General features: G+C 50.3%; 21 protein-coding genes and 2 pseudogenes. 8 read left to right on the forward strand and 15 right to left on the reverse strand.

Annotated elements, in window-relative coordinates; all coding sequences use genetic code 11:
- Nucleotides 1–855: pseudogene (locus IQ217_RS16005) on the forward strand (plasmid replication protein, CyRepA1 family); the annotation flags it as partial.
- Between the two features lie 164 nt (nucleotides 856–1,019).
- Here IQ217_RS16005 and IQ217_RS16010 read toward each other — a convergent pair.
- From IQ217_RS16010 to upp, 4 genes are all read right to left on the reverse strand, one after another.
- Nucleotides 1,020–2,549 (reverse strand): TAXI family TRAP transporter solute-binding subunit, encoded by a 1,530-nt coding sequence (locus IQ217_RS16010; RefSeq protein WP_228024284.1) that lies wholly within the window; start codon nucleotides 2,547–2,549, stop codon nucleotides 1,020–1,022.
- A 142-nt stretch (nucleotides 2,550–2,691) separates the two neighbouring features.
- Complete coding sequence (locus IQ217_RS16015) at nucleotides 2,692–3,570, reverse strand: MBL fold metallo-hydrolase (RefSeq protein WP_194020719.1); 879 nt, start codon at nucleotides 3,568–3,570, stop codon at nucleotides 2,692–2,694.
- Nucleotides 3,571–3,663: 93 nt separating this feature from the next.
- Entirely contained in the window at nucleotides 3,664–3,963 is a 300-nt protein-coding gene (locus IQ217_RS16020) for a ssl2009 family thylakoid membrane protein (RefSeq protein WP_194020720.1), read from the reverse strand.
- A gap of 70 nt (nucleotides 3,964–4,033) precedes the next feature.
- Entirely contained in the window at nucleotides 4,034–4,684 is a 651-nt protein-coding gene (gene upp / locus IQ217_RS16025) for a uracil phosphoribosyltransferase (RefSeq protein WP_194020721.1), read from the reverse strand.
- Nucleotides 4,685–4,909: 225 nt separating this feature from the next.
- Here upp and IQ217_RS16030 point away from each other — a divergent pair, with 225 nt between their 5' ends.
- Both IQ217_RS16030 and IQ217_RS16035 read left to right on the forward strand, forming a co-directional pair.
- On the forward strand, nucleotides 4,910–5,758 hold the full coding sequence (locus IQ217_RS16030) for a prohibitin family protein (RefSeq protein ID WP_190595526.1): 849 nt from the start codon (nucleotides 4,910–4,912) through the stop codon (nucleotides 5,756–5,758).
- A 102-nt stretch (nucleotides 5,759–5,860) separates the two neighbouring features.
- Nucleotides 5,861–7,195, forward strand: a complete 1,335-nt coding sequence (locus IQ217_RS16035; protein WP_194020722.1) for a hypothetical protein — start codon at nucleotides 5,861–5,863, stop codon at nucleotides 7,193–7,195.
- Here the strand turns inward: IQ217_RS16035 and IQ217_RS16040 are convergent.
- The 7 genes from IQ217_RS16040 to gltD all read right to left on the reverse strand — a co-directional run bounded on the left by IQ217_RS16040 (nucleotide 7,158) and on the right by gltD (nucleotide 15,466).
- Nucleotides 7,158–9,164, reverse strand: coding sequence for a serine/threonine phosphatase (locus tag IQ217_RS16040; protein ID WP_194020723.1), 2,007 nt, complete (start codon nucleotides 9,162–9,164; stop codon nucleotides 7,158–7,160). The two genes, IQ217_RS16035 and IQ217_RS16040, sit on opposite strands and share 38 nt — an antisense overlap.
- 344 nt (nucleotides 9,165–9,508) lie before the next feature.
- Nucleotides 9,509–10,234 (reverse strand): beta-carboxysome scaffolding protein CcmN, encoded by a 726-nt coding sequence (locus IQ217_RS16045; protein WP_194020724.1) that lies wholly within the window; start codon nucleotides 10,232–10,234, stop codon nucleotides 9,509–9,511.
- A 34-nt stretch (nucleotides 10,235–10,268) separates the two neighbouring features.
- Nucleotides 10,269–12,275 (reverse strand): RuBisCO small subunit-like domain-containing protein, encoded by a 2,007-nt coding sequence (locus IQ217_RS16050; protein ID WP_194020725.1) that lies wholly within the window; start codon nucleotides 12,273–12,275, stop codon nucleotides 10,269–10,271.
- Between the two features lie 131 nt (nucleotides 12,276–12,406).
- Entirely contained in the window at nucleotides 12,407–12,709 is a 303-nt protein-coding gene (locus tag IQ217_RS16055) for a beta-carboxysome shell vertex protein CcmL (protein ID WP_010871404.1), read from the reverse strand.
- A 32-nt stretch (nucleotides 12,710–12,741) separates the two neighbouring features.
- Nucleotides 12,742–13,077: a carbon dioxide-concentrating mechanism protein CcmK gene (locus IQ217_RS16060; RefSeq protein WP_010871405.1), complete on the reverse strand. Its 336-nt coding sequence runs from the start codon at nucleotides 13,075–13,077 to the stop codon at nucleotides 12,742–12,744.
- 128 nt (nucleotides 13,078–13,205) lie between these two features.
- Nucleotides 13,206–13,517, reverse strand: coding sequence for a carbon dioxide-concentrating mechanism protein CcmK (locus tag IQ217_RS16065; RefSeq protein ID WP_010871406.1), 312 nt, complete (start codon nucleotides 13,515–13,517; stop codon nucleotides 13,206–13,208).
- A 464-nt stretch (nucleotides 13,518–13,981) separates the two neighbouring features.
- Nucleotides 13,982–15,466 (reverse strand): glutamate synthase small subunit, encoded by a 1,485-nt coding sequence (gltD, locus tag IQ217_RS16070; RefSeq protein ID WP_194020726.1) that lies wholly within the window; start codon nucleotides 15,464–15,466, stop codon nucleotides 13,982–13,984.
- A gap of 77 nt (nucleotides 15,467–15,543) precedes the next feature.
- Here gltD and IQ217_RS19300 point away from each other — a divergent pair, with 77 nt between their 5' ends.
- From IQ217_RS19300 to IQ217_RS16080, 3 genes are all read left to right on the forward strand, one after another.
- Nucleotides 15,544–15,666: a hypothetical protein gene (locus tag IQ217_RS19300; RefSeq protein WP_265583650.1), complete on the forward strand. Its 123-nt coding sequence runs from the start codon at nucleotides 15,544–15,546 to the stop codon at nucleotides 15,664–15,666.
- 77 nt (nucleotides 15,667–15,743) lie between these two features.
- Entirely contained in the window at nucleotides 15,744–17,069 is a 1,326-nt protein-coding gene (locus tag IQ217_RS16075) for an ankyrin repeat domain-containing protein (protein ID WP_194020727.1), read from the forward strand.
- A gap of 54 nt (nucleotides 17,070–17,123) precedes the next feature.
- A complete protein-coding gene (locus tag IQ217_RS16080) occupies nucleotides 17,124–17,612 on the forward strand; it encodes a Tab2 family RNA-binding protein (RefSeq protein ID WP_194020728.1) in 489 nt (162 codons plus the stop codon).
- A gap of 175 nt (nucleotides 17,613–17,787) precedes the next feature.
- Here IQ217_RS16080 and IQ217_RS16085 read toward each other — a convergent pair whose 3' ends face one another.
- Nucleotides 17,788–18,147, reverse strand: a complete 360-nt coding sequence (locus tag IQ217_RS16085; RefSeq protein ID WP_190597581.1) for an IS630 transposase-related protein — start codon at nucleotides 18,145–18,147, stop codon at nucleotides 17,788–17,790.
- Between the two features lie 167 nt (nucleotides 18,148–18,314).
- Nucleotides 18,315–19,775, reverse strand: coding sequence for a TM0106 family RecB-like putative nuclease (locus IQ217_RS16090; RefSeq protein WP_194020729.1), 1,461 nt, complete (start codon nucleotides 19,773–19,775; stop codon nucleotides 18,315–18,317).
- 234 nt (nucleotides 19,776–20,009) lie between these two features.
- Here IQ217_RS16090 and bchD point away from each other — a divergent pair, with 234 nt between their 5' ends.
- Together bchD and IQ217_RS16100 are read left to right on the forward strand one after the other, a co-directional pair.
- Nucleotides 20,010–22,040, forward strand: a complete 2,031-nt coding sequence (gene bchD, locus IQ217_RS16095; protein WP_194020730.1) for a magnesium chelatase ATPase subunit D — start codon at nucleotides 20,010–20,012, stop codon at nucleotides 22,038–22,040.
- 110 nt (nucleotides 22,041–22,150) lie between these two features.
- Entirely contained in the window at nucleotides 22,151–22,393 is a 243-nt protein-coding gene (locus tag IQ217_RS16100; RefSeq protein ID WP_228024002.1) for a hypothetical protein, read from the forward strand.
- Between the two features lie 157 nt (nucleotides 22,394–22,550).
- Here IQ217_RS16100 and IQ217_RS16105 read toward each other — a convergent pair whose 3' ends face one another.
- Nucleotides 22,551–24,002 carry an aminotransferase class I/II-fold pyridoxal phosphate-dependent enzyme gene (locus IQ217_RS16105; protein WP_194020731.1) on the reverse strand — a complete coding sequence of 484 codons (1,452 nt, stop codon included), beginning with the start codon at nucleotides 24,000–24,002 and terminating at the stop codon, nucleotides 22,551–22,553.
- Nucleotides 24,002–24,604: pseudogene (locus tag IQ217_RS16110) on the reverse strand (alanine dehydrogenase); the annotation flags it as partial. The pseudogene IQ217_RS16110 and the gene IQ217_RS16105, both read right to left, overlap by 1 nt.

The following is a 24,604-nucleotide window of genomic DNA, read 5'->3' on the forward strand; positions in this document are numbered from 1 at the left end:
ACCCCCGCCAGTGACCCAGACCATCCCCTCAGTACGGTCGCCCCTCAGCCCCTGCAACAGGCCATTGAAGCGGTGCGAACACAAAATTATCTCGCTGACTGCCAGGCGATCGCCGACGCTCAACCGTTAACGGAGCCGGAATATCAACAATTAAAGAAAAGGCTAGTGAAAAATGGCCACGAACGCCAAAGGTTACGCCGCCATGAACTGGCCCAACGCTACGGCATCCCTGTGACGGCCGACCTGGTGCAAAAAGATGACCAAAATTGGTATCAAAAACTGCGTTGGCATTACTTCCTCACTGTGGGAAGACCATTCCTAGGCGATCGGGATGCCAAAATTGCCCGTTTACTATTGGATCAAGGGCAGGGCAGTCTCTTTCTGCCGGATTTTAATGGCTCCCAGTTAGGGGCAATCATTGGTACTTACGACATCATTGGTATTCCCATTCTCCTTGGCCATCCTCAACGGGAATTGTGTGCCCTGGATGAGGATTTGATCGCTTTAGGCAAATTAGCTTTAGCCAACCGGGATGACATCAAAACGGTGGTGGGCATTGGTTTGGCCAAAAATGCTAGTCCCATCACCATTGTGCGTCGCTTCCTAGAAAAACTGGGCTTTGGCATTAAATTAGTCCGCACCCAAACTGTGCAGAAAAAGCGGGTGCGAATTTATCAAATCACCTGCCCCCAGGATGGCCGGGAAAAGGTCTTCCAAGCTTGGCTCCAAGGCGATCGCCAATGTCCCGGCAGTTCAGAACAATGGATGGCGGATTACTGGCAAAAATTACAGAGTGCTCCCAGAGTGGAGGATCAAAATCAGCCCTTTGTGCAACTTAGCCTGGAGTTGGGATAGCTCTGATGTCTAAGCAAGGGAGCTTGAATCAATGGACTCGACAAACCAATGGCTTTAGCTAGGGGAAGTCAATTTCAGTTGATGTTAAATTCAAACGGGAGAGTGAACTATTCCGACCCACTTAAACTGAGGTCGTAGCTTCCTATCCAGAAACCAGCAACGGATTAAACCCTTTCCATGGTGGGCTGGGGGCGACTGGTGAGAATATCCAACAGCAGTTGCATTTGGTATAGATTGAGATAAGTGGGAAAGTCCAAATGTCCTTTGAGGAGCATTTCTCGGTAAATTTCCTGACATTGTCGGAGATGTTCCGTCATCCAAGGCGTATTATGGCCCTGCCATTGTTGCACCTCAGTTAAACCGCCGATGATTTTGGTTAAATCCTTATCCTGCTGACGATTAATTTCCATGCGACATTGTTCGATGAAAACTTCATTCATTCCTTCAATTTGTTGATACAAATCCGGTGCCAAATTGCCCTCAATCAACATCAAACGATAGCTCTGTTTTAAACTTTCAATTTCCCTTAACGCTTCCTGGGGATTTTCCCTCGCTGTTGTGCCCAAATCGGCGATCGCCTGACGATGGCCCACTAGGAATTTTTCCGTTTTACGCTTGCGCCAACCCCGAATTAAAAAACCAATGGTGGTGGTGCTCAACAACATAATGGAAGCGGCCTGCAGGGGTTTGTTGTCCTGGAGATAACGTAACCAAGCAATGCGGGGGTCTCCCTCCCGATAGGTGCGGATGGCCGCAGGATGAATATACAGCAGACCTTCATAAAGATTAACCGAGCCATTTTCCGTTGCTAATTTGGGGTAGAAAGAGGCAAATTGCCGGGAATTAGCAAAAATCGCCCAGGTCATCAGGGCTACCTTTTCCCGCCCCACATTGGGTCTGGTCAGTAACGCTCCTCCGGTGGAAATGGTGAGCACATCTTCCGAGGGGAAGGGCGGTAAGGCACGGTACGTCCCTTGGGGAATATAGGCTTTGCGATAGGACTCGGGAAACTGCAAAGTCAAGTAATTAATAAAGCTTTCGCTTAGGGGTACAAAATTAACATCTCTAACAATGGTCAATTGTTCCCGCACATCATCGCTGGCCTTGAGGGGCCCCACGTACACCAGCGCATCCAAAGGACTGTCGGGGGCAGTAAAACTTTGCAAGCCCAGGCCTAGGGCTGACTGGGTATAGGGTTGAATGGTCAAACTGGTGGAGTCAAATAAGCGGGTGGCGGTGAAGTTGATGCCACTGCCGGGGGGCCCAATGCTAACTTTTTTGCCTTCTAGGTCCCTCAAAGTATTCACATTGTCATTTTTGCGGCCAACAATGTGGGCATATTCTTCAGTCAAAATGGCCACGGCGGCCACATCCCCTGCTTTCATGGCTTCGCTGGCTACATCCAATTGTACTAGGGCAAAATCCACTTCCCCATCCAATAGCCGCTGTAGATTTTGTTGGGAACCCTGGGAATTTTTTTCATCTTCCACCACTAAATCCACGGTGGCCGCTGATTCCTGAATTTGTTGACCAATGCGGGCATAGGCACTGAGGTTACTGCCACTGGACAGGGTAACGGTGGTGGGTCTCCTGGTGGTGCAACCAACGAATACCAGGGGCAAAAAGACAATCACAACCACAGCCCAGCGGAGTCGATGTTGGAGTAATTTCTGTAGGGAAAAATTATTGGCCAATGGGGACAGGGTAAAAAGGTTCAAAACTGGACTAGATCTCAAGGCTGGTGGCGAATGGGGGAGATGAAAAGTAACGCTACCTCCGGCCGGCAAAGCTTGAATAGTGATTTCAGGAGCCGAATCCATTGAAGATAGACTGACTTCACTCCACTATGGTAATGGTTGCCAAGGAACTGTCCATTGTTCCAGGGGTTAGGCTGATTTCCATGCCTTCTTTGGCGATCGCCGTGGCAGGAAATTGTTGTTTAGCCTGATCCAATATGCTGTCTAACATGGAATCATCATGGCCGGGGTCGTGGTGGAAAAGAATTAACTGCCTTACCCCAGCGGCCCGGGCCACCTTCACCGCCTCTTGCCAGGTGGAATGGCCCCAACCCACCTTACTCATTTGGCGATCGTAATATTCTTCGTCGGTATAGGTGGCATCAATAATCAATACATTCGCATCCTGGGCCAATGCCAACACATTCCCATCCAGGCGATCGGGGAAATGTTCTGTATCCGTGATAAAGGCCACCGTAATGCCTTGCCAAGTCATCCGATAACCCATGGCTTCCCCGGGATGATTTAACGGCCTAGTCTGTAACTTAATATCATCAATGACAATGTCTTCCCCCACCTCCAAATCATAAAAGGCCACAATGCCCTGCATTGTCTGCAACGGCACAGGAAAATTGGGGTGTAACATCTGCTCATGGAGTCGTTGTTCAATGGTCATGCCATCGGGGGTGGGCACGCCATAAACCCGAAAAAAGTTACCAGGGCGGAAAGCGGGGGCAAAAAAAGGAAATCCTTGGATATGGTCCCAGTGACTATGGGTAAAGAAAATATGGGCTGACACTGCCCCCTTGCCCGAAAGACTATCCCCTAACATCTTGATGCCCGTACCCGCATCAAAAATCAGTCGTTCCTGTCCGATCGCCATTTCCACACAGGTGGTGTTGCCCCCATAGCGCAGTGTTGTTGGCCCTGGACAGGGGATGCTACCCCGTACTCCCCAAAATTTAATTTTGAATGTCATTGGACTGTCACTTCCTCTGGTTCCCTAGCAATGATGGCGGTAACTTCAACTAGACCAAAGGAATTGTAAGGAAAAGCCTTCGGCTGGGATTGATTAGCGATGTTCTTCTTGCACTTCCTTAATATTGTTTAGTTCGTTGACATGGCCCAATTGGTCACGGACATCGTCAATAACCAAATTAAGTTGGGCAATTTTGTCTTCCAGACGACGGCGGGCCAACTCAATATTTTCCTCGCTATCGAGATTTCCTACCCCCTCAGTGTCCAATTTCTCCTGGTCGGGGCTTTGGGTGGCAGCTCGATTGGCCAGGACGGAACCTAAAATTCCCCCTACCACACCACCAATGACTGTGCCTAATAAAAATCCTCCGGCGAAGTTATCTTTTTGGGCCATGATTTTACTCCTGTTTTTAACTTTGGGGGGTGAAATTTGTAATTATTTGATTACTAGTTTAACGGCGTCATCAAGTACCAAAGCAACGATCGCCGGCATCCCCTAGGCCGGGCACAATGTAACCCCGGTCATTGAGCTGTTCGTCGATCATGGCGGTGTAGATGGTCAAATGGGGGTGGGCATTACTCAATTTCTGGAGGGCACTGGGGGCCGCCACCACGGAGACTAAACGGATTAAATTGGCATCAATACCCCTGGCCATCAGTAAATCCAGAGCGGCCATGATGGTGTTACCCGTGGCCAACATGGGATCAAGTAATAAAAGATGGGTGCCGGGGGCAAATTGCTCCGGTAATTTGTTGAGATAAAGGCTGGGCTCTAGGGTAGTTTCATTGCGCACCAAACCCAGATGGTAAATCTTTGCCAGGGGCAATAAACCTTGAGCCCCTTCTAATAATCCCAAACCTGCCCGTAGAATCGGCACAATTACAAAGGGTATTTGGGGGTCAATCAGGCTAGCCTTGGCGATCGCCAGGGGAGTTGTTACTTCCGTATCCACCGTTGGCAACCAATAACGACCAGCTTCATAGGTCAACCAACGCCCCAATTCCGCCATGGCCGTTTTAAACAAAACCGGCGGCGTGTTTTCATCCCTAGCCACCCCCAACCAATGCTTAATTAAGGGATGCTCCGGCACATAAACACGTAATTGAGAAGCCATGGGAAAACTTAAAAGTTGATATCTAAAACTTAATTTTGGCCGTTGGGGAACCGCAAAGTTGGCTAAAAGTTGGGGTGTGATCTCACCGTCAGCAACAACTCACCTCAAAGTTCCACTGTAGCTCAGATCGGGTTACCGCAAGTCGAGGCATTGGGAAGGGAAGGGTTTTCTGCCATACTTTGGGCAGGGATCTCCCCCAAGTACAACGACAGGCAGACAAGAATTATGAGCAAACAACCATCCTTTGACGGCTGGCAGTCCATTGTGGGGGGGCTGATTGCCGCCTTGTTAGTCCTGCTGAGTTTCAACTCCTTTGTGGTGATTAACCCTGGTCAGGCCGGTGTGTTGAGTGTGTTGGGTAAGGCCCAGGACGGAGCCCTACTAGAAGGTATTCATTTCAAGCCCCCCCTAGTATCCTCGGTAGATATTTACGATGTGACGGTGCAAAAATTTGAAGTGCCGGCCCAAAGCTCCACTAAGGACTTACAGGATTTGTCTGCTAGCTTTGCCATTAACTTCCGTCTTGATCCCACCGAAGTGGTCACCATTCGCCGTACCCAGGGCACGCTACAAAATATTGTGGCCAAAATCATCGCTCCCCAAACCCAGGAATCTTTTAAAATTGCCGCTGCCCGGCGCACAGTGGAAGAAGCAATTACCAAACGCAGTGAGTTGAAAGAAGACTTTGATAACGCCCTCAATTCCCGTTTGGAGAAATACGGCATTATTGTCCTGGACACCAGCGTAGTGGACTTGGCCTTCTCCCCCGAATTTGCCAAGGCAGTGGAGGAAAAACAAATCGCCGAACAACGAGCCCAAAGGGCAGTGTATGTGGCTCAGGAAGCGGAACAACAGGCCCAGGCGGACATCAACCGAGCCAAGGGGAAGGCGGAAGCCCAACGGTTACTGGCGGAAACTTTAAAAGCCCAGGGGGGGGAATTGGTCCTACAAAAAGAGGCGATCGAAGCTTGGCGGGAAGGAGGTGCTCCCATGCCCAAGGTTTTGGTGATGGGGGGAGAAGGCAAAGGGGCAGCCATTCCCTTTATGTTTAACCTGACTGACCTGGCCAACTAGCAACAGCAGGGACTTTATTGGTCCCAGGGTGGCTTCCCTGACTAACCATTGGGGGCCACTTAATATAATCCGATAGCGCTATTTTTTCCACTGAGGTTCCCCATGGCAGATGACGAAAATATTGCCGAACCCCAGCCGGTGTATACGGGCACCATTCTTTATCCTTCCCCCAGTCCCTATGCCCTGGCCATTACCCCTTTGGTCCAGCTCAAGAAAATTTTCCAATCCCTCTACACCAGTTTGTTGAAAATAATGTGGCAGGAGTTGTGGGCGGGGGAAGTACAAAACAACGAAGCTTTTAATCTCATCCTTTTTTTGATTTTTTTGCTTCTTGCTTGGCTAACGTTTAGCTTTCGTACCGCTAGTCAATGGTTATTTACCTTATTTTTTATCTTTTGGTTTATTGACAACTCTATCAGCCACAGAAATTTTCAGAGGGGACATTACATTCGTCGGGTTTACCTCCGTCTCAATAGGGCTGGAAATTTAAGTTGGCAACTGCAATTACCCCAACGCCCTCCCCTTTCTATGGAATTTAATCCAGGGCAAGTGCGGGCCATCGGTGTGCGGCGGCGGGAAATTAGGGGGGGAGCCTTTCAGGATAAGTTGGCGACGGTGTGGCAGGGGCAACTGCTTCTGTACGATGGTTCTGATTGGATTTTTGAAGAAGATCAAAACCTTGACCGGGTGCTAGGGGCGATCGCCACGATCCAAGAATTGCTGGGGGAACCGGTGCCAGTGGGCTTTGAGGCTAGCCATGGACCAGGAGCCTATGCTTTGAATCCCATTACAACCCAGGAGGAAGCACGACTATTGCAACAAGGACAAGGGGTGGGGATAAAAAGAACAGAACGTAAATGGCAGATTTTTTCCCGTTGGCGTTGGGGGGATTCTTGGCTATTAATTCAACAAATTTTTCGGGAATCGGGTTTCCTGTTATTTGTGATGTTAATGATGGGATTTATGGTGCAATTGGGCGCTATTTTGGATGGTTTTCGGCGGGCTTTTGCGGGGGAGATGGTTTACGTTGAGATACCAACTAATTTTGGTTTAATGATGCCCTGGCAAGATTGGCGCATTGGTCTGCCCCTACTGCTGGCGATCGCCATTATGATTTACCGGGGCTGGCGCCTTAGTCGGGTTAAGTACTGTGCTGTGGACCAACATTTTGTACGGGCAAATTTGGACAATCAACCCCTGGGAAAAGTCCCCACCGACGCGGTGGAAGCCGTATTAACGGTGGGGCAGGAAAAGCCAGAAATTTTGGTCTTAACCGCCAGCCACAGTCTAGTCATTCCCTCTTTTCAACGGCTAGAAGAAGCCCTCACCTATACCTGTATCCTCAGCAAGGCGATCAATGCATTTGTCTTAGCCAAACGTCAACCAGAAGCCACTGAAACTACCATACATCCAAAGGAATTTGCGGACGAACCTTAAGCCGCACCAATACGCCGGTCAAATTATCGTGGCCATTGTATTCATTGGCCGCCTCCATCAATTTTCTCAGTCCCCGGTCCACGTCTTGACTAGAGCTAACATAGGGCAAGAGTAATTCTTGCCAATGCTCCTCGACAAAATCATTGTCGGAAATGCCATCAGAACAGAGCAGAATCAGGCAATCTTCTTCAATTTCAAAGATTTGTACATCTGGTTTGATATAGCTACTACTGTGGGGACCTAAGGCCTGGGTCAACTGATAGGCATCGGGGCGGGCATAGGCCAAATCTGGCTCCAGTCCGTTGAGGATGGCCTGTTGGCCCACTTCGTGATCCACCGTCAACTGTTCTAAACCGTTTTTGCGGGTGACTCGGTAAATACGACTGTCCCCCACGTGGGCGATCGCCATGGTGGTGTCCTTAACCAGCGTCATTACCAGAGTGGTGCCCATGCGGCCACTGCCGGAGCTGGCATTACTTTGATTAACTTCGTAAATTTTTTGGTTGGCCAGGCCAATGCCTTCAGCAATGGTTTTTTTATCAGGCAACTTATTGGCCATGACAATTTGAAAATATTCCAGCAGGGTTTTGACCCCCATTTGACTGGCCACTTCCCCGGCGGCATGGCCTCCCATACCATCACAGACTACATAAATTCCTTGGGCTTTGATGGTCTTGCCATGGTTGTTGCGATGGGTTTCCACATCTGTGGTGATGCCAAAAAAATCTTCATTGTGCTGCCGGTGCCCACCCCGGTCAGTGTAGCCCGCATCCACCAGGCTAATTAACTGCATAGGCAATACCGCCGTGGGGACATCGTCTACCTCTTCCGAGTCAAACACATTGGCATCGGGCATGGTCACCGGGTTAGTACTGGAGGGAATTTCATCCCTTTGCAGAGCGCTTTCCCCACTTTCGATCGCCGCAAAAACCTCATCTGGAATCTGCTCGAAATCCACTTCATGGATGGTGAAATCTTCCCCTTCTTCCTCCACCGTAATCACCAAATCTTCGATGTCCGTAAATAAATCGTCCATGTCTTGGTACTCACCCTGGGCCGCCTTTTGCAATATGGCCAACAAATCTTCTCCCGCCGAGGGGACCGGACTAAAATAACCATGTAATAGATCGCCAAATTCCTCTAGGGAAACCGGAGAGCTGCCATTGGCATAAATTTGCTCTAGGGCGATGTTTTGGTCTTCGTCCACCCGCAGATTTTGCGCCATCAACAGTCCTTTCCCCCAGCCGGCTGAGGCAAGTTGATGCCAGAGTTGGAAAAGTTGATTAATCCAGAAAACCATTTCCAGCCCAGGCAGGGAGTCCCCTTCGTCCCGCAGGATGTCTGCCAACACATCCCATTCAGAACGGTCTTCCATTAACACAAAACCATAATCTCCGTCACACCAGGCATCGTAGGCTTCGGGGATTTTGGGCACCAATTCCGGAAAGCGAAAATAAGGAATAATCGCCTTGGGTAAATTCAAGCTCGACCAGGTGTCATCGGCCATAATTTCCCCGTCGGACATTTGGGGTAATCGGGCTAACAGATCTCCCTGTTGGGATAATAGTGCTTTCAGTACGGATGGTTGTAGGGGCTGGCAATCCACCACCCTACTTTTGAGCATAATTTGTTCCCCTCCCCCAAACTCATCAATGGTAAAGGGATTTTCTTCCACGGGGGTGAGTAATTGGTAACGTTGACCCACATCAATAAAATTTTCATAAAGCTTGATCTTTTGGGGATCAAAACTTTGCTCCGGTTCCCCGTCCGGGCCCACCGCCACTGGCACCGTCACCAACACCTTTAATATCTGACCGGCGATCGCCCCACAATGGGGACAATGGGCCTCTCCGTACTGCACCATTTCTCCACACTGATTACAGGGACGTTCCTTCAGGGACGCGCCACACTTTTGGCAAACACTGTCACGGTTAGGATTTTCGGCGGAGCACTGGGGACAAATCAGCATAATTTAGGCGAGACGCAATGGACTGAGGTAACTGGGACAAATAACAACCAGTTTTTTCCAGAAAAAGCCCCACTTTGCCCATAAGACAACAATCAAGCTGCGCCGGGACAAAAACCGTGATTACAGGCGAGGAGGGGAGATTTCCAGGGAGACGCTAATTTTTCAAGACTATCTCCCCCATGGTAAATACCTTATCTCAAAAATCAGACACTACTTCAATAAACTCTGCTTTTGTCGGCATTACCTCACTTAATAATCGGTTTAGCCAGTTCTTAACTCCCATTATTGGTGGTATGGCTCCCCTAACCCCCCCTTTGGAGTGCGATGGTTTGATGCTCGTCAATTTAGGAACCAGAATATCGTCGTTCAGGAAACAAAGTTAAGAGCAATTGATTAATATAAACTTGACCCACCACGGGCGGCTTTTCCTTGATTTCTTCTGGGACTAACGGCGTAGTGGTGACCACAGTTGGAGCGGTTGGTACCGATTCCCTAGGGGGTTGATTGGGGGGAATATGTTCCTGTGATTGGGCCGGATCTGGCATTGTTTCCTTTGCCATGGATTCTTTGGGTTTATCCGAGGGGGAATCCGTCCTAGGGGCAGGGGGGTCGTTGTCCCAGGGGGAAGGAATCGGGGCGATGGGGTTTGCTATCGAAGCGGAATTTTCTTCGGTAACGCTGTCACTAGTTGGAGCACTGGCGGTTACCGTCTGGGCACTGACAACCCGATTAATTAGTAAAGATCCAGGGGGAATCAGGGCCTGGGCATCAATGTTCTGTTGAAAAACTGTACTCCGGGAACCGAGGCAGGCTGTTTGTCCAATGGTTACTGGCCCAATGAGCAGACAACCAGGGGCGATCGCCGCCTGAGCTTGGATTTGGACATCACCGGCATGGGCGGTAATTACACTGCCTAAACCAATGCAGACTCCGGCGTCAATGGTAATTTGACAATCCGGAGCCGCTTCTAAAATAACCCCCGGAGCAATCACCGCTGTTTCGTGAATGACCACGTTACCACTCACAAAATATTCAGAAAGACTAACACTGTGAACGGGCGGTAACTGCATGGCAAAATCCGGAGGGCTGGTCGACTAGTGGTTACTAGGGACGCTGAATAATGGTTTCCAACACCCGTCGTTTAGCCGCCGGATCAATGCCCAACAAGCGGACATATTCGCCATTGTGGTCTGCCAAGCAACCTTCTAGGGCCCGCAACACTTCCGACTCGTGGGTACTGGTGATGGGGGCACAACTCTGCCAGGATTTGGCTTTAAAGCGGCGTTTATCCGTATGTTCGGTGCCAATTTTGTAACCTTGGGCCAGGAGGGAACGCACCTGGGTGACCACACTATTGTCTAAACGCACAGCCGAGTTACCATAGCTGCTGCCGTTGCTACCGCCAAAGCCATTGCTGGAAGCACTACCAGTGCCACTAACACTAGCCGAAGACGGCGATCGCCCGGAAGTAACGTTATCCCCCGGACGTTGGATAATTTGTTCCAACACCCGTCGTTTTGCTCCCCGGTCAATGCCGATAATCCGCACATACTCCCCGGCATGGTCAGCGAGGCAGGCTTCCAATTTGGCTAAAACTTCAGCTTCCCGACCCCCGTCAATGGTGGGACAGGTATCCCAGGATTTGGCTTTAAAGCGACGTTTATCCGTGTGTTCGGTGCCAATGCTGTGACCATTAGCCAGTAATCCCCGCACCGTTGCTACTACCTCTGGAGTTAAACCACCACCATTGCTATTACCGGGGGCACTCACTGGAGCCGATTTGTAGGTGCCGGCGCTGCTAGCACTGCTGGACTTGCTGACACCATTGCCATTGGGACGGTGTACAACAATTTCTGCCAGTCGCCGTTTACCCGCCGGATCAATGCCGATAATGCGTACATATTCATTGGTGTGGTCAGCAATGAAACGATTTAATTCCTGCAGAGCTTCCCCTTCCCGATGACTGCTAATAGTCCCCCCGGTCAACCAAGAGCCGGTTTTGAAGCGACGGGCGCTGGCATATTCCAAACCAATTTTGCAACCCTGGTGCAACAGAGCGCGCATCTGATTAGCACTGTCCCCAGCTAAGCTTCCTCCCTGGGCCGCGCTACTCCGGCTGGAACTGCCACTGCTCAAGGCCTTGGTCGTAGTGGTGCCCCGACTGGGGGAACCGGGTACGTCGCCGGGGCGTTGGATAATCACTTCCACCACCCTGCGCTTGGCCCCCTGGTCAATGCCAATTAGGCGCACATATTCCCCCGCAAACTCCTGGAGCCAACCTTCCACCGTGGCAATGACCTGGTCGGGACGGAAACCATCGGCGGTGCCACAGCTCTGCCAAGATTTGGTTTTGAAACGTCGTTCGTTGGCGTGCTCTGCCCCAATACCATAGCCCTGGGCCAGGAGGGAGCGGATCTGGTTGGTAATGTCAGAATTAATACTCATGTTGTCTATGGAATTTATATAGGGAGTTTCGGTAACGGGGGTAACAGCGGGGAGGGACTCCGGCAAAACACAGACGGCGGGACTATTCCCCTGGGTCGGGGAAGAACTTTCCCCTTGCATGGCCGCAATCTGCTGGACAAAATGGCGATCGCCAGCTTGCACATCCGGCAAACTATCTGCTTGGTGTTGCTGGGTAATCATGGCACCGGAGGGCACCAACTTGTTGGGGGGAATTTCCACATTCTGGACAAGGGAATGCATCATCACCACCGCCCCATCCCCCACCCGTGCATTGAGCACAGTGGAACGGAAACCAATGAAGCAATTAGCCCCTAGGTAAGCTGGGCCGTGAATCAAAGCCAAATGGGCCACACAGGTGCCCGGCCCAATCCAAACAGAATATTCCTGGTCATCGTCCCCCAGCACCCGACCAGTTTCTAGGCCGTGGATTACCACTCCGTGCTGAATTAAAGCATTATTGCCAATCCAAAAGGGGGTGCCCTCGTCGGCTCGGATGGAGCTACCAGGGGCAACACTGACCCCAGGTTGAATGCGCACATCCCCCACCACATTGGCAAACGAATGCACGTAGGCCGTCGGGTCAATTTGGGGGTCTGCTAAATGTTTGGACCAAGGCCTGGAGGCCAAGGCGGTGCGAGATCCCATGCAATAGTTCCTCCTAGATACAGCGAACAACCAGCCCAGGGGCTTTGCTAGCACTGCATCGGGTTCAAATACGTCCCAAGCAAAACCCTATTCCCCCAGTGGATAGGAAGGATGGGAAAAGGGGGGGAGCACTATCTCCCATCATCCCTCTTGTTATAGAGGGAGCCACTAGCCACATTAACCGTGTCGATAATGCCCACCACCATGGCATCCAGGGGGCGATCGCCATTACCCCGTTCCTTACGGGCGGCACTACCCCGGGCCACCAGCACCCATTCATTCAAGCCTGCCCCCACCACATCGCCGGCCACCTCATAGCGTTCTAGGGGTTGGCCTTTGGTGTCGAGGAACTGAACCAGAAGCAGCTTGACGCCGGTCAAGTTTGGTGTCTTCGATGTACTGACCACGGTCCCCAAAACTTTGGCAAGTTGCATGGCTTAATTGGGCTCAAAATTTACAGGGAAAACTAACGGCGGATAATGGAAGGGTTAACGATTTCCCGGAACTGTTCCACTGCTTCGGTGTAGCGAATGGGGAGGACGTATTCCAGATTTTCGTGGGGACGGGCAATAATGTGGTTAGACAAAACCTCACCACCATTCACCCGACGGATATTTTCGATGCCAGCGGTAACCGAGGCCTGCACCTCAGACACGTCACCCCGCACAATCACGGTAACCCGACCGCTACCAATTTTTTCGTAGCCCACCAGGGTAACCCGGGCGGCTTTCACCATGGAGTCGGCGGCCTCCACAACGGCGGGAAACCCGAGGGTTTCAATCATTCCAACTGCAATTGACATAGGTTTAAGTTACTCCCAGGGAATATCAAATCAAAAAATCAAAATTACGCTGATCAGCGGCCACGGCTTAGGCTCGGCAGTGCTGGCTATTCTGTGTAGTTGACTACCGATCGCCAAGCAAAGGGGAATTAATATGTCCGAAATTGTTCAACTTCTTCGGTGTAGCGAATGGGGAGGACGTATTCCAGGTTTTCGTGGGGACGGGCGATGATGTGGGTGGAAAGCACTTCGCCACCGTTGACTCGGTTAGCGGCTTCGATACCAGCGGAAACAGAAGCTTGTACTTCGGACACATCCCCCCGCACAATGACGGTGACCCGACCGCTACCGATTTTTTCGTAGCCCACCAGGGTAACCCGAGCGGCTTTAACCATGGAGTCGGCCGCTTCTACAACAGCGGGGAAGCCACGGGTTTCGATCATTCCAACTGCAATGGACATGGGGGATAGTCTCCTAGAATCGTGAAAGGGCGGGTAAAAGTTAGCAGGCGAGTTCGACTGTGGTCAGAGGCAGAGCCGGATCTGGCCATTCCCACCAAGGGATCAAAACTCAGAACCCGATTGATTGCCTAACAGTCCACAGTAACAGCTTTGGTGAACGGAAAAATCAAGAGAATTTCAGAGCAGATCTTAGGAACCCAAGACAAACCCCCGACACAAAAAGTATCGGCTCTTGACAGACTTTCCTGCTGTTGAGGTCGAATTTAGGAGGATAAATAAAAAATTTACGGAAATTTGATTATCTACCCTATGAAAAGCATAGGAAACCTTGGGCCCTTTGACAATATAAGGGATTATGATAATTTTTAATTCGACTGTTCAGCATTGCTAATCAAAAAAATTAGGGGGCGATCGCCGCTGCCGACGCTCATTCATATGATCAATTAACCGATGGCTATGGGCACCTAGGGGAGATCCGTTTCCCCCATGAGGTAAACGTCACAGGCTTTAGCCGCCCCTCGACCTTCATTGAAGGCCCAGACCACTAAACTTTGACCCCGGCGACAGTCCCCAGCGGCAAAGACGCCAGGAATACTAGTTTCATACTGGCCATATTCAGCTTTGACATTGCCCCGGGCATCTTTAGCCAATTTCATTGCATCTAATAGTTGACTTTCCGGCCCGAGGAATCCCATGGCCAGCAGTACCAATTGGGCCGGTCTGACCTGTTCTGTGCCGGCCACTTGCTGGGGAATAAAGCGTCCCTGATCATCTTTTTCCCAACGGACATCCACCGTATGTACAGCTTTAACCCGCCCTTGGTCGTCCCCTTCAATTTTAGTGGCGGTGGTGAGATAACTGCGGGGATCGTGCCCATAGACGGCGGCGGCTTCTTCCTGGCCGTAGTCCATTTTGTACACTTTGGGCCATTCTGGCCAGGGATTATTGGCGGCCCGTTCCTCGGGGGGTTTGGGCATAATTTCCAGTTGCACTAAGCTTCTGCAACCGTGGCGGAGGGAAGTCCCCACACAGTCAGTGCCGGTGTCCCCGCCACCGATAATCACCACGTCTTTGTCCTTGGCACTAATAAAGTCCGGGCCTGGAGCTTTATTTAAAATTGCCTTAGTGTTGGCAGTCAAAAATTCCATGGCAAAGTGAATGCCTTCTAATTCCCGACCGGCGATCGCCAAATCCCTGGGCTTAGTGGCACCGGTACAAAGCACCACCGCATCGTAGTCCTTAAGTAGGGTTTCTGGGGGTAAATCCTTGCCAATTTCGGTATTGCAAACAAAGGTGACTCCTTCCGCTTCCAGTACATTCAACCGGCGGAGCACCACCTCTTCTTTGTCCAACTTCATATTGGGAATGCCGTACATGAGCAAACCACCGGGGCGGTCTTCCCGTTCGTAAACCGTCACCCAATGGCCCGCTTTATTCAGTTGGGCAGCGGCGGCCAAACCAGCGGGGCCAGACCCCACCACCGCTACTTTTTTCCCAGTACGCTTTGCGGGTGGTTCCGGGGTCACCCAACCTTCCTGCCAACCCTTTTCGATGATGGAATATTCAATGTTTTTGATGGTCACCGGGGGATTGTTGATGCCCAACACACAGGATCCTTCACAGGGGGCAGGACAAACACGACCAGTGAATTCGGGAAAATTATTGGTTTTATGGAGACGGTCTAGGGCTTCCCGCCACAGGCCCCGATAGACTAGGTCGTTGAATTCCGGGATGAGGTTATTGATCGGGCAACCACTGGCCATGCCACTGATCAAATTACCGGTGTGGCAAAAGGGCGTGCCGCAATCCATGCAACGGGCCCCTTGGGTTTCCACCTGTTCGTCGGGCATGGTTAGGTGGAATTCGTCCCAATTCCTCAGGCGATCGCCGGGGCTTAACTCTTGGGGAATTTCGCGGGTATATTCCAGGAAACCAGTGGGTTTGCCCATGCTCGTAATTACCTCTTGTGGTGGTGGCCATCGCCATAAATTGGGGCTTAAGCCTAGTTTAAAGCAGTTCCCAACCAATGGAGGGTAACTTTTATCGAGATTTGCTGGCCATGTTGCTTTTTGTTACAAATCCCCCCGCTACCATCACCCTCGGTTGTTGGCAAAAATCCTTGATGGGGGAATGCCCGGGCCCCGAATAACAATGATATTTTGGGAAATGGGTAATCCAAACGGGCAAAAGTCAAAGCATTTTTACTCAAAAATCAGCAATCAAACCATGGTCAATCCCATTGTGGTAGCGGCTAAACAGGGTCAATGGCAATTGGTGCAAAAACACTTATTTACTGCCACCCCAGACCAGGTTAATCAAAGGGATGCCAGGGGACTGACAGCTTTGATGTATGGCGTAGCGGCCCTGGAAATGACCACCGTCAAACAACTACTCCAAGCGGGGGCTGACCCCAACCGCTCCCGGCCGCCCCATGGCATCACCCCCTTGATGTTATTAGCAGGGCTACAGTCCCCTCCCCATGACCTTGAAAAAAATCTAACTCAACAGGCGATCGCCGCAATGTTAATCGAATTTGGCGCCGAGGTGAATCGGGGCAACGATGACGGTACCACGGCGTTGATAATGGCGGCCTATCGCAATAATTTGCCTTTGGTGGAAACTTTATTAAGGGGAGGAAGCAAGGCACAGACCCAAGATCAACAGGGCACAACGGCTCTGGAATGGGCCATAAAACAGCAAAATCTGGCCATGGTACAGAAGCTGCTAGGGCACCAAGCTAGGCTGGATCTGAGGGATGGGGATGGCAATTTACCCCTGACCCTGGCCATCAATATAGGTGACCAAGCCATCGTTGACTGTTTACTGCAAGCCGGTGCCCCCTGGGATCAAAATGGTTGGTTCACAGCGGTGGAGGAAGGCAACACTTTTGCCGTCCAAGCATTGATTGAGGCTGGCTATCCCTTTGCCCAAGCTGGAGAAGCCGGGGATACAGCTTTACATCTGGCCTGTTTGGAAGGTTATGAACCCATGGTGGCGGTTCTATTAAAAAATGGCCCCAGGAATATGGTGAATGCGGTTAATCAAGCGGGGGACACGGCCCTACATTTGGCGATCGCCCAGGGACATTTGGGGATTGTGGGTGAACTTCTCAATGCCGGGGCCGATGGTAATTTTTCCGGCAACGGGGAACCGCCACTCCTGACAGCTCTAACTGCCAGCCATGGGGATGCCCAGACCCAAGCGGCCATGGTTAACGCCCTGGGGGATGCGGGGGTTGACCTCGATCAAACCCTATGGGAGGGAAAAACCCCTTTAATGCTGGCGGCCATGGAAAATCTGAGTGCTGTGATTATCGCCATTGCTAATTACGCTGTCCAAGTTAACCGTGCTGATCCCAGCGGCTCCACTGCACTGATGTGGGCTTGCCATCGGGGCCATGGGGAGGCGGCGCAAACCCTACTGGCTAATTTCCCCGCTTTGGAGGTTAACCTCAAAAACCAGGGTGGGCAAACAGCCCTAGATTTAGCACGCTTAAATCGTCATTGGCCCATTGTGACGTTGCTGGAATCCCATCTTTCCCGTAGCGCCTAAGCGCCTAATTGTTAACTAGAAACTTTGTTCGACTGTAATTTTCACTTCTCAACCATGGTTAATTCCCTGCCCCCTCCTCCCCAACCCTTGCCCGATCATCTACTGGGGGAAAGTTGGCAATTTGTCGCTCTGCCGGCCCAGGATATCTGGCCCTATTTTGGCGATCGCCCGATGCGTTATCAAGCCATGCCGGAGCATTTGTCCCCCCTCCAGCTAGGTTTAGCAGCGGATTTGCCCATACCTGGCGTGGTTATTTATGGTGGCCGTCAATGTCGTCAGATTGGTCAATGGCTAGCAGAACAACAACCAACAAGTCTGCTCTATATTGCCGAAGACCCCCAACAATCAGGAGGACTGGTACTTCATACCCAAAACGGCGATCGATGGGTGATGGTCACCTTTAAAGACGGGGAAATGGCCACAGCGGCGGGGATATTTAATCAGCGGCAACAAAAGGCCAAAGGCTTACATTTTTTATGGCTCCAGCCCGATGATTCTGGGGTCACCACCACCGGATTTTGGTTATTGAGAAAGCAAAAATAGAACTCCATGCTTTGCGTCTAATCTAATTTCCCCTCTGCTTTTTTAGGAATGATTAGGTAAATTATTTATGCTTAACAGAGCGGCTAAGGTATCTGAGTGGCACAGCAAAATTTTAAAATAAGTATTGCGACTGTTTCATCTGTATCAAGTTAATTGGAAATTTGCTGTCAATTGTTTAGTTATCCCTGACATTATCATTGTTTTTCTTTCTCTCTTTCTTGATAAAGTAGCCATTTTTTCTCCTAGTAATTTTCATTTTCTTGAATCTATAACATAGAGTAGCGGGGGTCACACCAAACTTTTGGGCTCTTTCGATCAATGGGGTGTGGGGATTTTTTTCGACGTCTTCTTCTAGTTCCTTCACATCTATTTTTCGGCGGCGATTTTCCACCTTGGTGGGGGCTAAATCTTCCCTGCCCAACCAACGATAAATGGTTGCTTTGCTGACTTTGAATGTTTTGGCTGCTTTGGTTACACCACCACCTTCTTCTATGAACTGTATAACCTTCAATCGCAAATCAAGACTATAGGACATAATCGTTTTGATGACAGATAAATCGACGGTTCATTTTGTCCCATGGTAGCATAACTGCCTCATTCTTAGTTAAAATAAGTCCACTGGTTGGCACTCTAACCTTGACCATGAAGATGTTGAAATAATTTTGCCCAAGCCGTTGATCAAATCTGTGAATGTTCAACAAACTACGCTGCCAAAAATTGACTAAGCCAATCCTTTAATATCCAAGTAGCTCGGCAATCATCTTCGTTGTAACGCAAAATCAATTCTAAAAATTGGCGATCGCCACTGGTCAACCAATTGTCGTACCAACAGACCGATTGGTCGCCGCTGGCCTGGGCGTCCCGCCACTGAAAACCCAACCAACTAGCTAAGGATTTGAGAGAATAACTTTCCACTGGACAAATCACATGGTTGGTGACGTAGTGATGCAAATCTACGCATTGATCTAACATTTGTTCCCGCAATTTAGGCGGTGTGCCGTAGAGTTTACCCAAGCGCTTGATGGTTTCCCGTTCATATTCGGAGAAATGATAAATAGGAGCATCGGGATAACTTTGAATTAAATCAATAAACTCTTGCCAAATAATGCCTTCTTCTTCTGGATTATGGGCCAAAAAACCATAGAATTTTTCCGTTTTTTCCTCTCGATTCACCACCACTACCCCCAGCAAATAATCCAAATTTCGTTCTGGTTCCGCTTCGATGTCGAAATATAATTCCACCGTCGCCTGGGGCAGGGGGGCGGCCACTGTGGTTTTTAAGAGAGGGCGTTTTTCCACCAAGGCCAAGGCCTGTTGTTGTAACTGCCTGGCGATCGTCGAGCCCATTAATTCCCCCACCTGGGCCGCCTGGAGTCGGGCTAGGGAGTCAATGGTCAAAACTCCCACCATTTGCAAGGATTCGTAGCGGCTGGGGGTGACTCCGGGGACGAGGGAAAGGTGTTGTTGCTCCTGGGCAATGGCGTAGCAATGGTCATACCAGTGACAGAGATTACACCGTTGGCGGGAAATAAATACCTCCGGTTCCCGTTGATGAATTAGGGTTTGCACACAGTCGGCTAGGGTTTGGTGAAAGCGGGGCAACCATTCCCACAAATCCACCGAGTAAGAATTACCCCGCCGCAGAATAATTTCCACCCAACGGGGCAACGATCCCTGATGCACTGCCAACAACTGGGCATAGAAAGCGGCTAGAATCTTGTACTCTGGTTTTGGCCGACGGCCTAACTGGATACTCACTGGCCGATATTGCCAGGGGCCCCAACGGGATTCACCGGCAACTTTAACCAACAGATGGGGATGGCCCAACAATTCCAGTACTGGCAAATTGCCATTATGGTCGGTGTTTAAATTGACCGGCAGGCTGTGGTAAAGATAACCTCGATAAATGCAATCCACTCCCTGGGCCATTAAGCTTTTCGTTTCCTGGGCCCGCTCCTGGCCGAGGTGGGTAGGGGTTTCCGGTTCCCGGTAATGGGGAAACTGTTCTTCCAAAACTTCTTGGATATGTCTTTGGCTTTCTTGGCGTAGTTTGAGCAAAAAATCCCGCTCCGGGCGGCGTTCCTCACTGGAGCCGTGGGTGTTGAGATAGGCCCGGCGTTGACAACGTTTAAAGTCCAGCAGGAGGGTGTCGGTAACTAGCATAGGGGCCCAGTTCCTGGCGGACGGCAATTATTGAGGGTGGCTATTCCCCAATGGTTTTGATGCTGGCGGGGAAATTCACTGAGATCATCCACAAAGTTCACAAGTCTAGAGATTTTGCCCAAGTTAACCCCCATTATTCTACGAATCCGAAAAAAGTTGCAGAAGTCCTGCCCCACAAGGGATGATGTTAACTTGTTGCTCAACTATGTCTCCCGTCGGTAAAGTTTATTCTCCATGACCACCCTGACCCCTTTTATCCCCTTAAATTTCCCGATTACGGCGATCGTTGGCCAAGAAGCGATCAAGTTAGCCCTACTGCTAGGGGCGATCGATCCGGGGCTCGGGGGCATTGTAATTGCGGGACGACGGGGCACGGCGAAATCGGTCATGGCCAGGGGAATTCACACTCTGTTACCTCCCATTGAAATTATTAAGGGCAATCGTTACCAGTGCGATCCGAAAAATCCTGGCACTTGGGATGATGAAACCCTGGAAAAATTTGCCGATGTTCCCCTGGATCACTTGGAAACCCAGGTTATTCCTGCTCCCTTTATCCAAATTCCGTTGGGGGTAACGGAAGATCGGCTGTTGGGGTCAGTGGATGTGGAAAAATCCGTCAAACAGGGGGAAGCGGTATTTCAGCCGGGCTTATTGGCCCAGGCCCACCGGGGAGTTTTATATATTGACGAGTTGAATTTGTTGGACGACCAAATTGCCAACCAATTACTAACGGTGCTAACGGAAGGCAAAAACCAGATTGAACGAGAGGGCATTAGTTTTCAGCATCCCTGCCAACCTTTATTAATTGCTACCTATAACCCCGAAGAGGGGCCGTTGCGGCGACATTTACTGGACCGCATTGCGATCGCCTTGAGTGCAGACGGTATTTTGGGATTGGATCAACGGGTGGCGGCGGTGGACCAGGTGCTAGCCTATGCCGATTCTCCCATTAGTTTTATTGACCAATACGACGCTGAATTGGACGACCTCAAAACCACCATCATTTTGGCCCGGGAATGGCTCAAGGAAGTAAGTCTAACCTCGGAGCAAGTGGGTTACTTAGTGGAGGAATCGATCCGGGGGGGACTCCAGGGCCATCGGGGAGAATTGTTTGCCATGCGGGTAGCTAAGGCGATCGCCGCTTTGGATGGACGCAGTGATGTGCAGGCTGATGATCTACGGCAAGCAGTGGAATTAGTGATAGTACCCCGCAGTGTGTTGATGGATAATCCTCCCCCCCCCGACCAGGCGCCGCCGCCGCCACCACCGCCCCAAAATCAGGACGAAGGGGAAGACGAGCAAGAAGACCAACAGGACGACAAGGAAGACGACAAGGACAATGAGCCGGAAGCAGAGCAAGATCCCCCCAGCATCCCGGAAGAATTTATTTTTGATCCGGAAGGGGTCAGTCTAGATCCGTCGGTGCTGTACTTTGCCCAGATGGCCCAAAAACAGGGTAAATCCGGTAGCCGTTCGGTAATTTTCTCCGATGACCGGGGTCGTTACCTCAAACCAATTTTGCCCAAGGGAAAAGTACGCCGCATTGCCGTGGATGCTACATTGCGAGCCGCTTCCCCCTATCAAAAATCCCGCCGCCTACGCCATCCCGATCGCCAAGTAATTGTCGAACAAGGGGATATTCGGGGTAAAAAACTGGTGCGGAAAGCGGGGGCATTGATTGTCTTTTTGGTGGATGCGTCCGGATCCATGGCGTTGAACAGAATGCAGGCTGCTAAAGGGGCAGTGATGCAATTGCTCACGGAAGCCTATGAAAATCGGGATCAAGTTTCTCTCATTCCCTTCCAGGGGGAAAACGCCGAAGTTCTCCTGCCCCCCACCCGCTCCATTGCCATGGCCAAAAAACGGCTGGAAACATTGCCCTGTGGCGGTGGTTCTCCCCTTTCCCACGGCTTAATGCAGGCGGTCAATGTGGGCATGAATGCCAAACGCTCCGGGGATATTGGCCAAGTGGTAATCGTGGCCATTACCGACGGTCGGGGCAACATACCTCTAGCCCGTTCCCTAGGAGACGAAATTCCTGAGGGGGAAAAGCCAGATATTAAAGCAGAATTGTTGGAAATTGCTGCCCGCATTCGGGGTTTAGGTATGCAATTGTTGGTTATCAATACGGAGAAAAAGTTTGTTTCCACCGGCTTCGGTAAGGAATTAGCCCAGAAAGCTGGGGGTAAATATTATCAATTACCTAAAGCCACTGACCAAGGTATTGCTTCTATGGCCCGCCAGGCGATCGCCGATATGCAATAAAATCTCATCTACGATCCGGTATCAATAAAACTTATCAACTGCTGAACAGGGGAGTTTGCCCTATGAGCGAACAGGAACAAAATAAATACATCAATCAATTGAGAAGGTAATTGATCAATGCTGTAGAGAGAATAAAAACCCTTGAGTTAGATGTGAAATCAGACGGGCGTATAAGTGAAGTCTTTTCGGTTATGGAAAAGCATATGGACGCTCGGTTTGATCAGTTTGATAATCGATTTGATCATCTAGAATCACGATTAGATCGAATGAATTATCAATTCATTCAACTGCAGGCAAAGTTAACGATTATTCTGGACGCAATTACTGGCATCAGTGATTTAACCGAAGAATAAGACAGTCTGATTTCACAGGCGATCGCCAACATGGAATAAAAGTAACTTTCTGAAGGATAAGAGTAATATGCAAAGCCGAATAAACATCCAGATATTTGTAGTGGTAAACCTGCCATTGCCGTTCAAGACTTCTGATTTTTAATTTATCAATCTTGGTTTAATTCACCACAGCTAAATGGGTTAATTCTTCATTAGCCAGTCCGCTGATTGTACCGCCTAAACTTAAAACTTTCGTCAAAAAGGCGATCGCCTCTGGGGTGATAATTTCTCCAGGGATAAGGACGGGAATACCGGGAGGATAGGGACAAAGCAGACTGGCACTAATTTGTCCAATGGCTTCATTAACTGGCACCAACTTTTGGGCAGCGTAGGCCGCTCGACGGGGCGTCATGGCCAGAATAGTACTAGGTAAAGCAGGCAAAGTTAATTGAAACGGTTGTTGAAAATTCGTGGGCGCTAACCGAATTAAAGCTTCCAATAAACGAGCTAAATCCTGGGCTTGATTGCCAATGCTGACGATAAAACTCAGTTGCCTTAGGGTGGGCAGTTCCGCTGTAATTTGAAATTTTTCCCGTAGGCAATCATCCAATTCAAATCCTGACATTCCCCATTGGGTGACATCGATGGTAATGCGGGTGGGATCAAGGGCTAAAGCTCCGGGGCCAGATTGGGTGACTGCTAATAAATTTAATCCAGGAATTTGCTCTAACTTTTGACGGTAATGGAGAGTAAATTCCCACACTTCTGCCATCATTTCCCGACCGACATTGGCCATTTGGTGCCGGGCACTATCGAGGGAAGCGAGCAAAACATAATTGGGGCTGGTGGACTGGATTAACTGTAAGCATTGGCTAATCCGTTGGGGATTAATTAGATTTCCTTGGCTGTGAACCATGGCGCACTGGCTTAAAGCCCCCAGCATTTTATGGGTGGATTGGACCACAATGTCTGCCCCCAATTCCAAAGCTGGTCTAGGTAGCAGGGGATGGAAGGGAAAATGGCCCCCATGGGCTTCATCAACAATAACAGGTAATTTAGCACCATGACTTAATTCAACTAACTTCTGCAAGTCCCCCACAACGCCATGGTAGGTAGGATGGAGCAAAAATACCGCTTTGGCATCGTCATGTTTTTGTAGCGCTTGGCATAGGGTTTCTGGCCTAATCCCCAAGGCCAAATCCCAATCGGGGTTAATTTCCGGCTCTAGAAAAATTGGCACTGCCCCAGCGTGGATTATGCCGGCGATCGCTGCTTGGTGAACATTCCGAGGCAAGAGAATTTTATCCCCATCGCCACAGGTGGCCAAAATTGCCGCCACAATGCCCGCCGTAGAACCATTAACGGAAAACCAGGTTCGTTCTGCCCCCCACAAATCCGCCGCTAACTCCTGGGCCTTGGCGATGGCCCCGCTGGGAGCAAAAAGATTATCCAACTCCGGTAATTCTGGCAGGTCAGCTTGGAATAGGGCTGGCCCTAACCATTGTTTAAATGCAGGGGCAATACCCTGACCCCGTTTATGGCCCGGTGCATAAAAAGGCGTATCCGGCCGTTGGGCAAGGTTTTTCAACGCCTTTACTAGTGGTAAATCTTGTTGATCCAAACTAGCCATTACAGATCAGGAAAAACAGTTTGCACCGCCGGTTGCACCAATTTTCCCGCTTGGACATTAACCCCTTTGGCTAAGGGCAAATCATTTTCCCACGCTTTTTCCCCTAGGGTGGCCAATTTCAACACATAGGGCAATGTACTGTTATTCAAGGCTTGGGTAGCAGTCCAGGGAGCGGCTCCGGGCATATTGGGAATCCCCACATGGACTACCCCCGCCTCCACATAACTGGGTTGACTGTGGGACGTAACCCGTAAAGTTTCCACACAGCCCCCTTGGTCGATCGCCACATCCATAATCACTGCCCCCGGCAACATTTGCCCCACTTGGGGTCGGGACACTAAAACAGGAGCTCGTTTTCCAGGGATTAATACCGCTCCAATCAGTAAATCGGTGTGGGGTAATAGCTCTTCAATCTCGCTGGCATTGCTATAGCGTAGATCCACCCTGGAGCCGAATAATTCCCCCAATTGGTTTAAACGATCCACATTGACATCCAAAATAGTCACCACAGCCCCCAGTCCGATCGCCATTTTGGCCGCTTCCGTACCCACAACGCCGCCCCCCAGGATAGTCACCTGCCCTGCTTTGACCCCCGGCACGCC

Source organism: Synechocystis salina LEGE 00031, assembly GCF_015207985.1.
Taxonomy (GTDB): domain Bacteria; phylum Cyanobacteriota; class Cyanobacteriia; order Cyanobacteriales; family Microcystaceae; genus Synechocystis; species Synechocystis salina.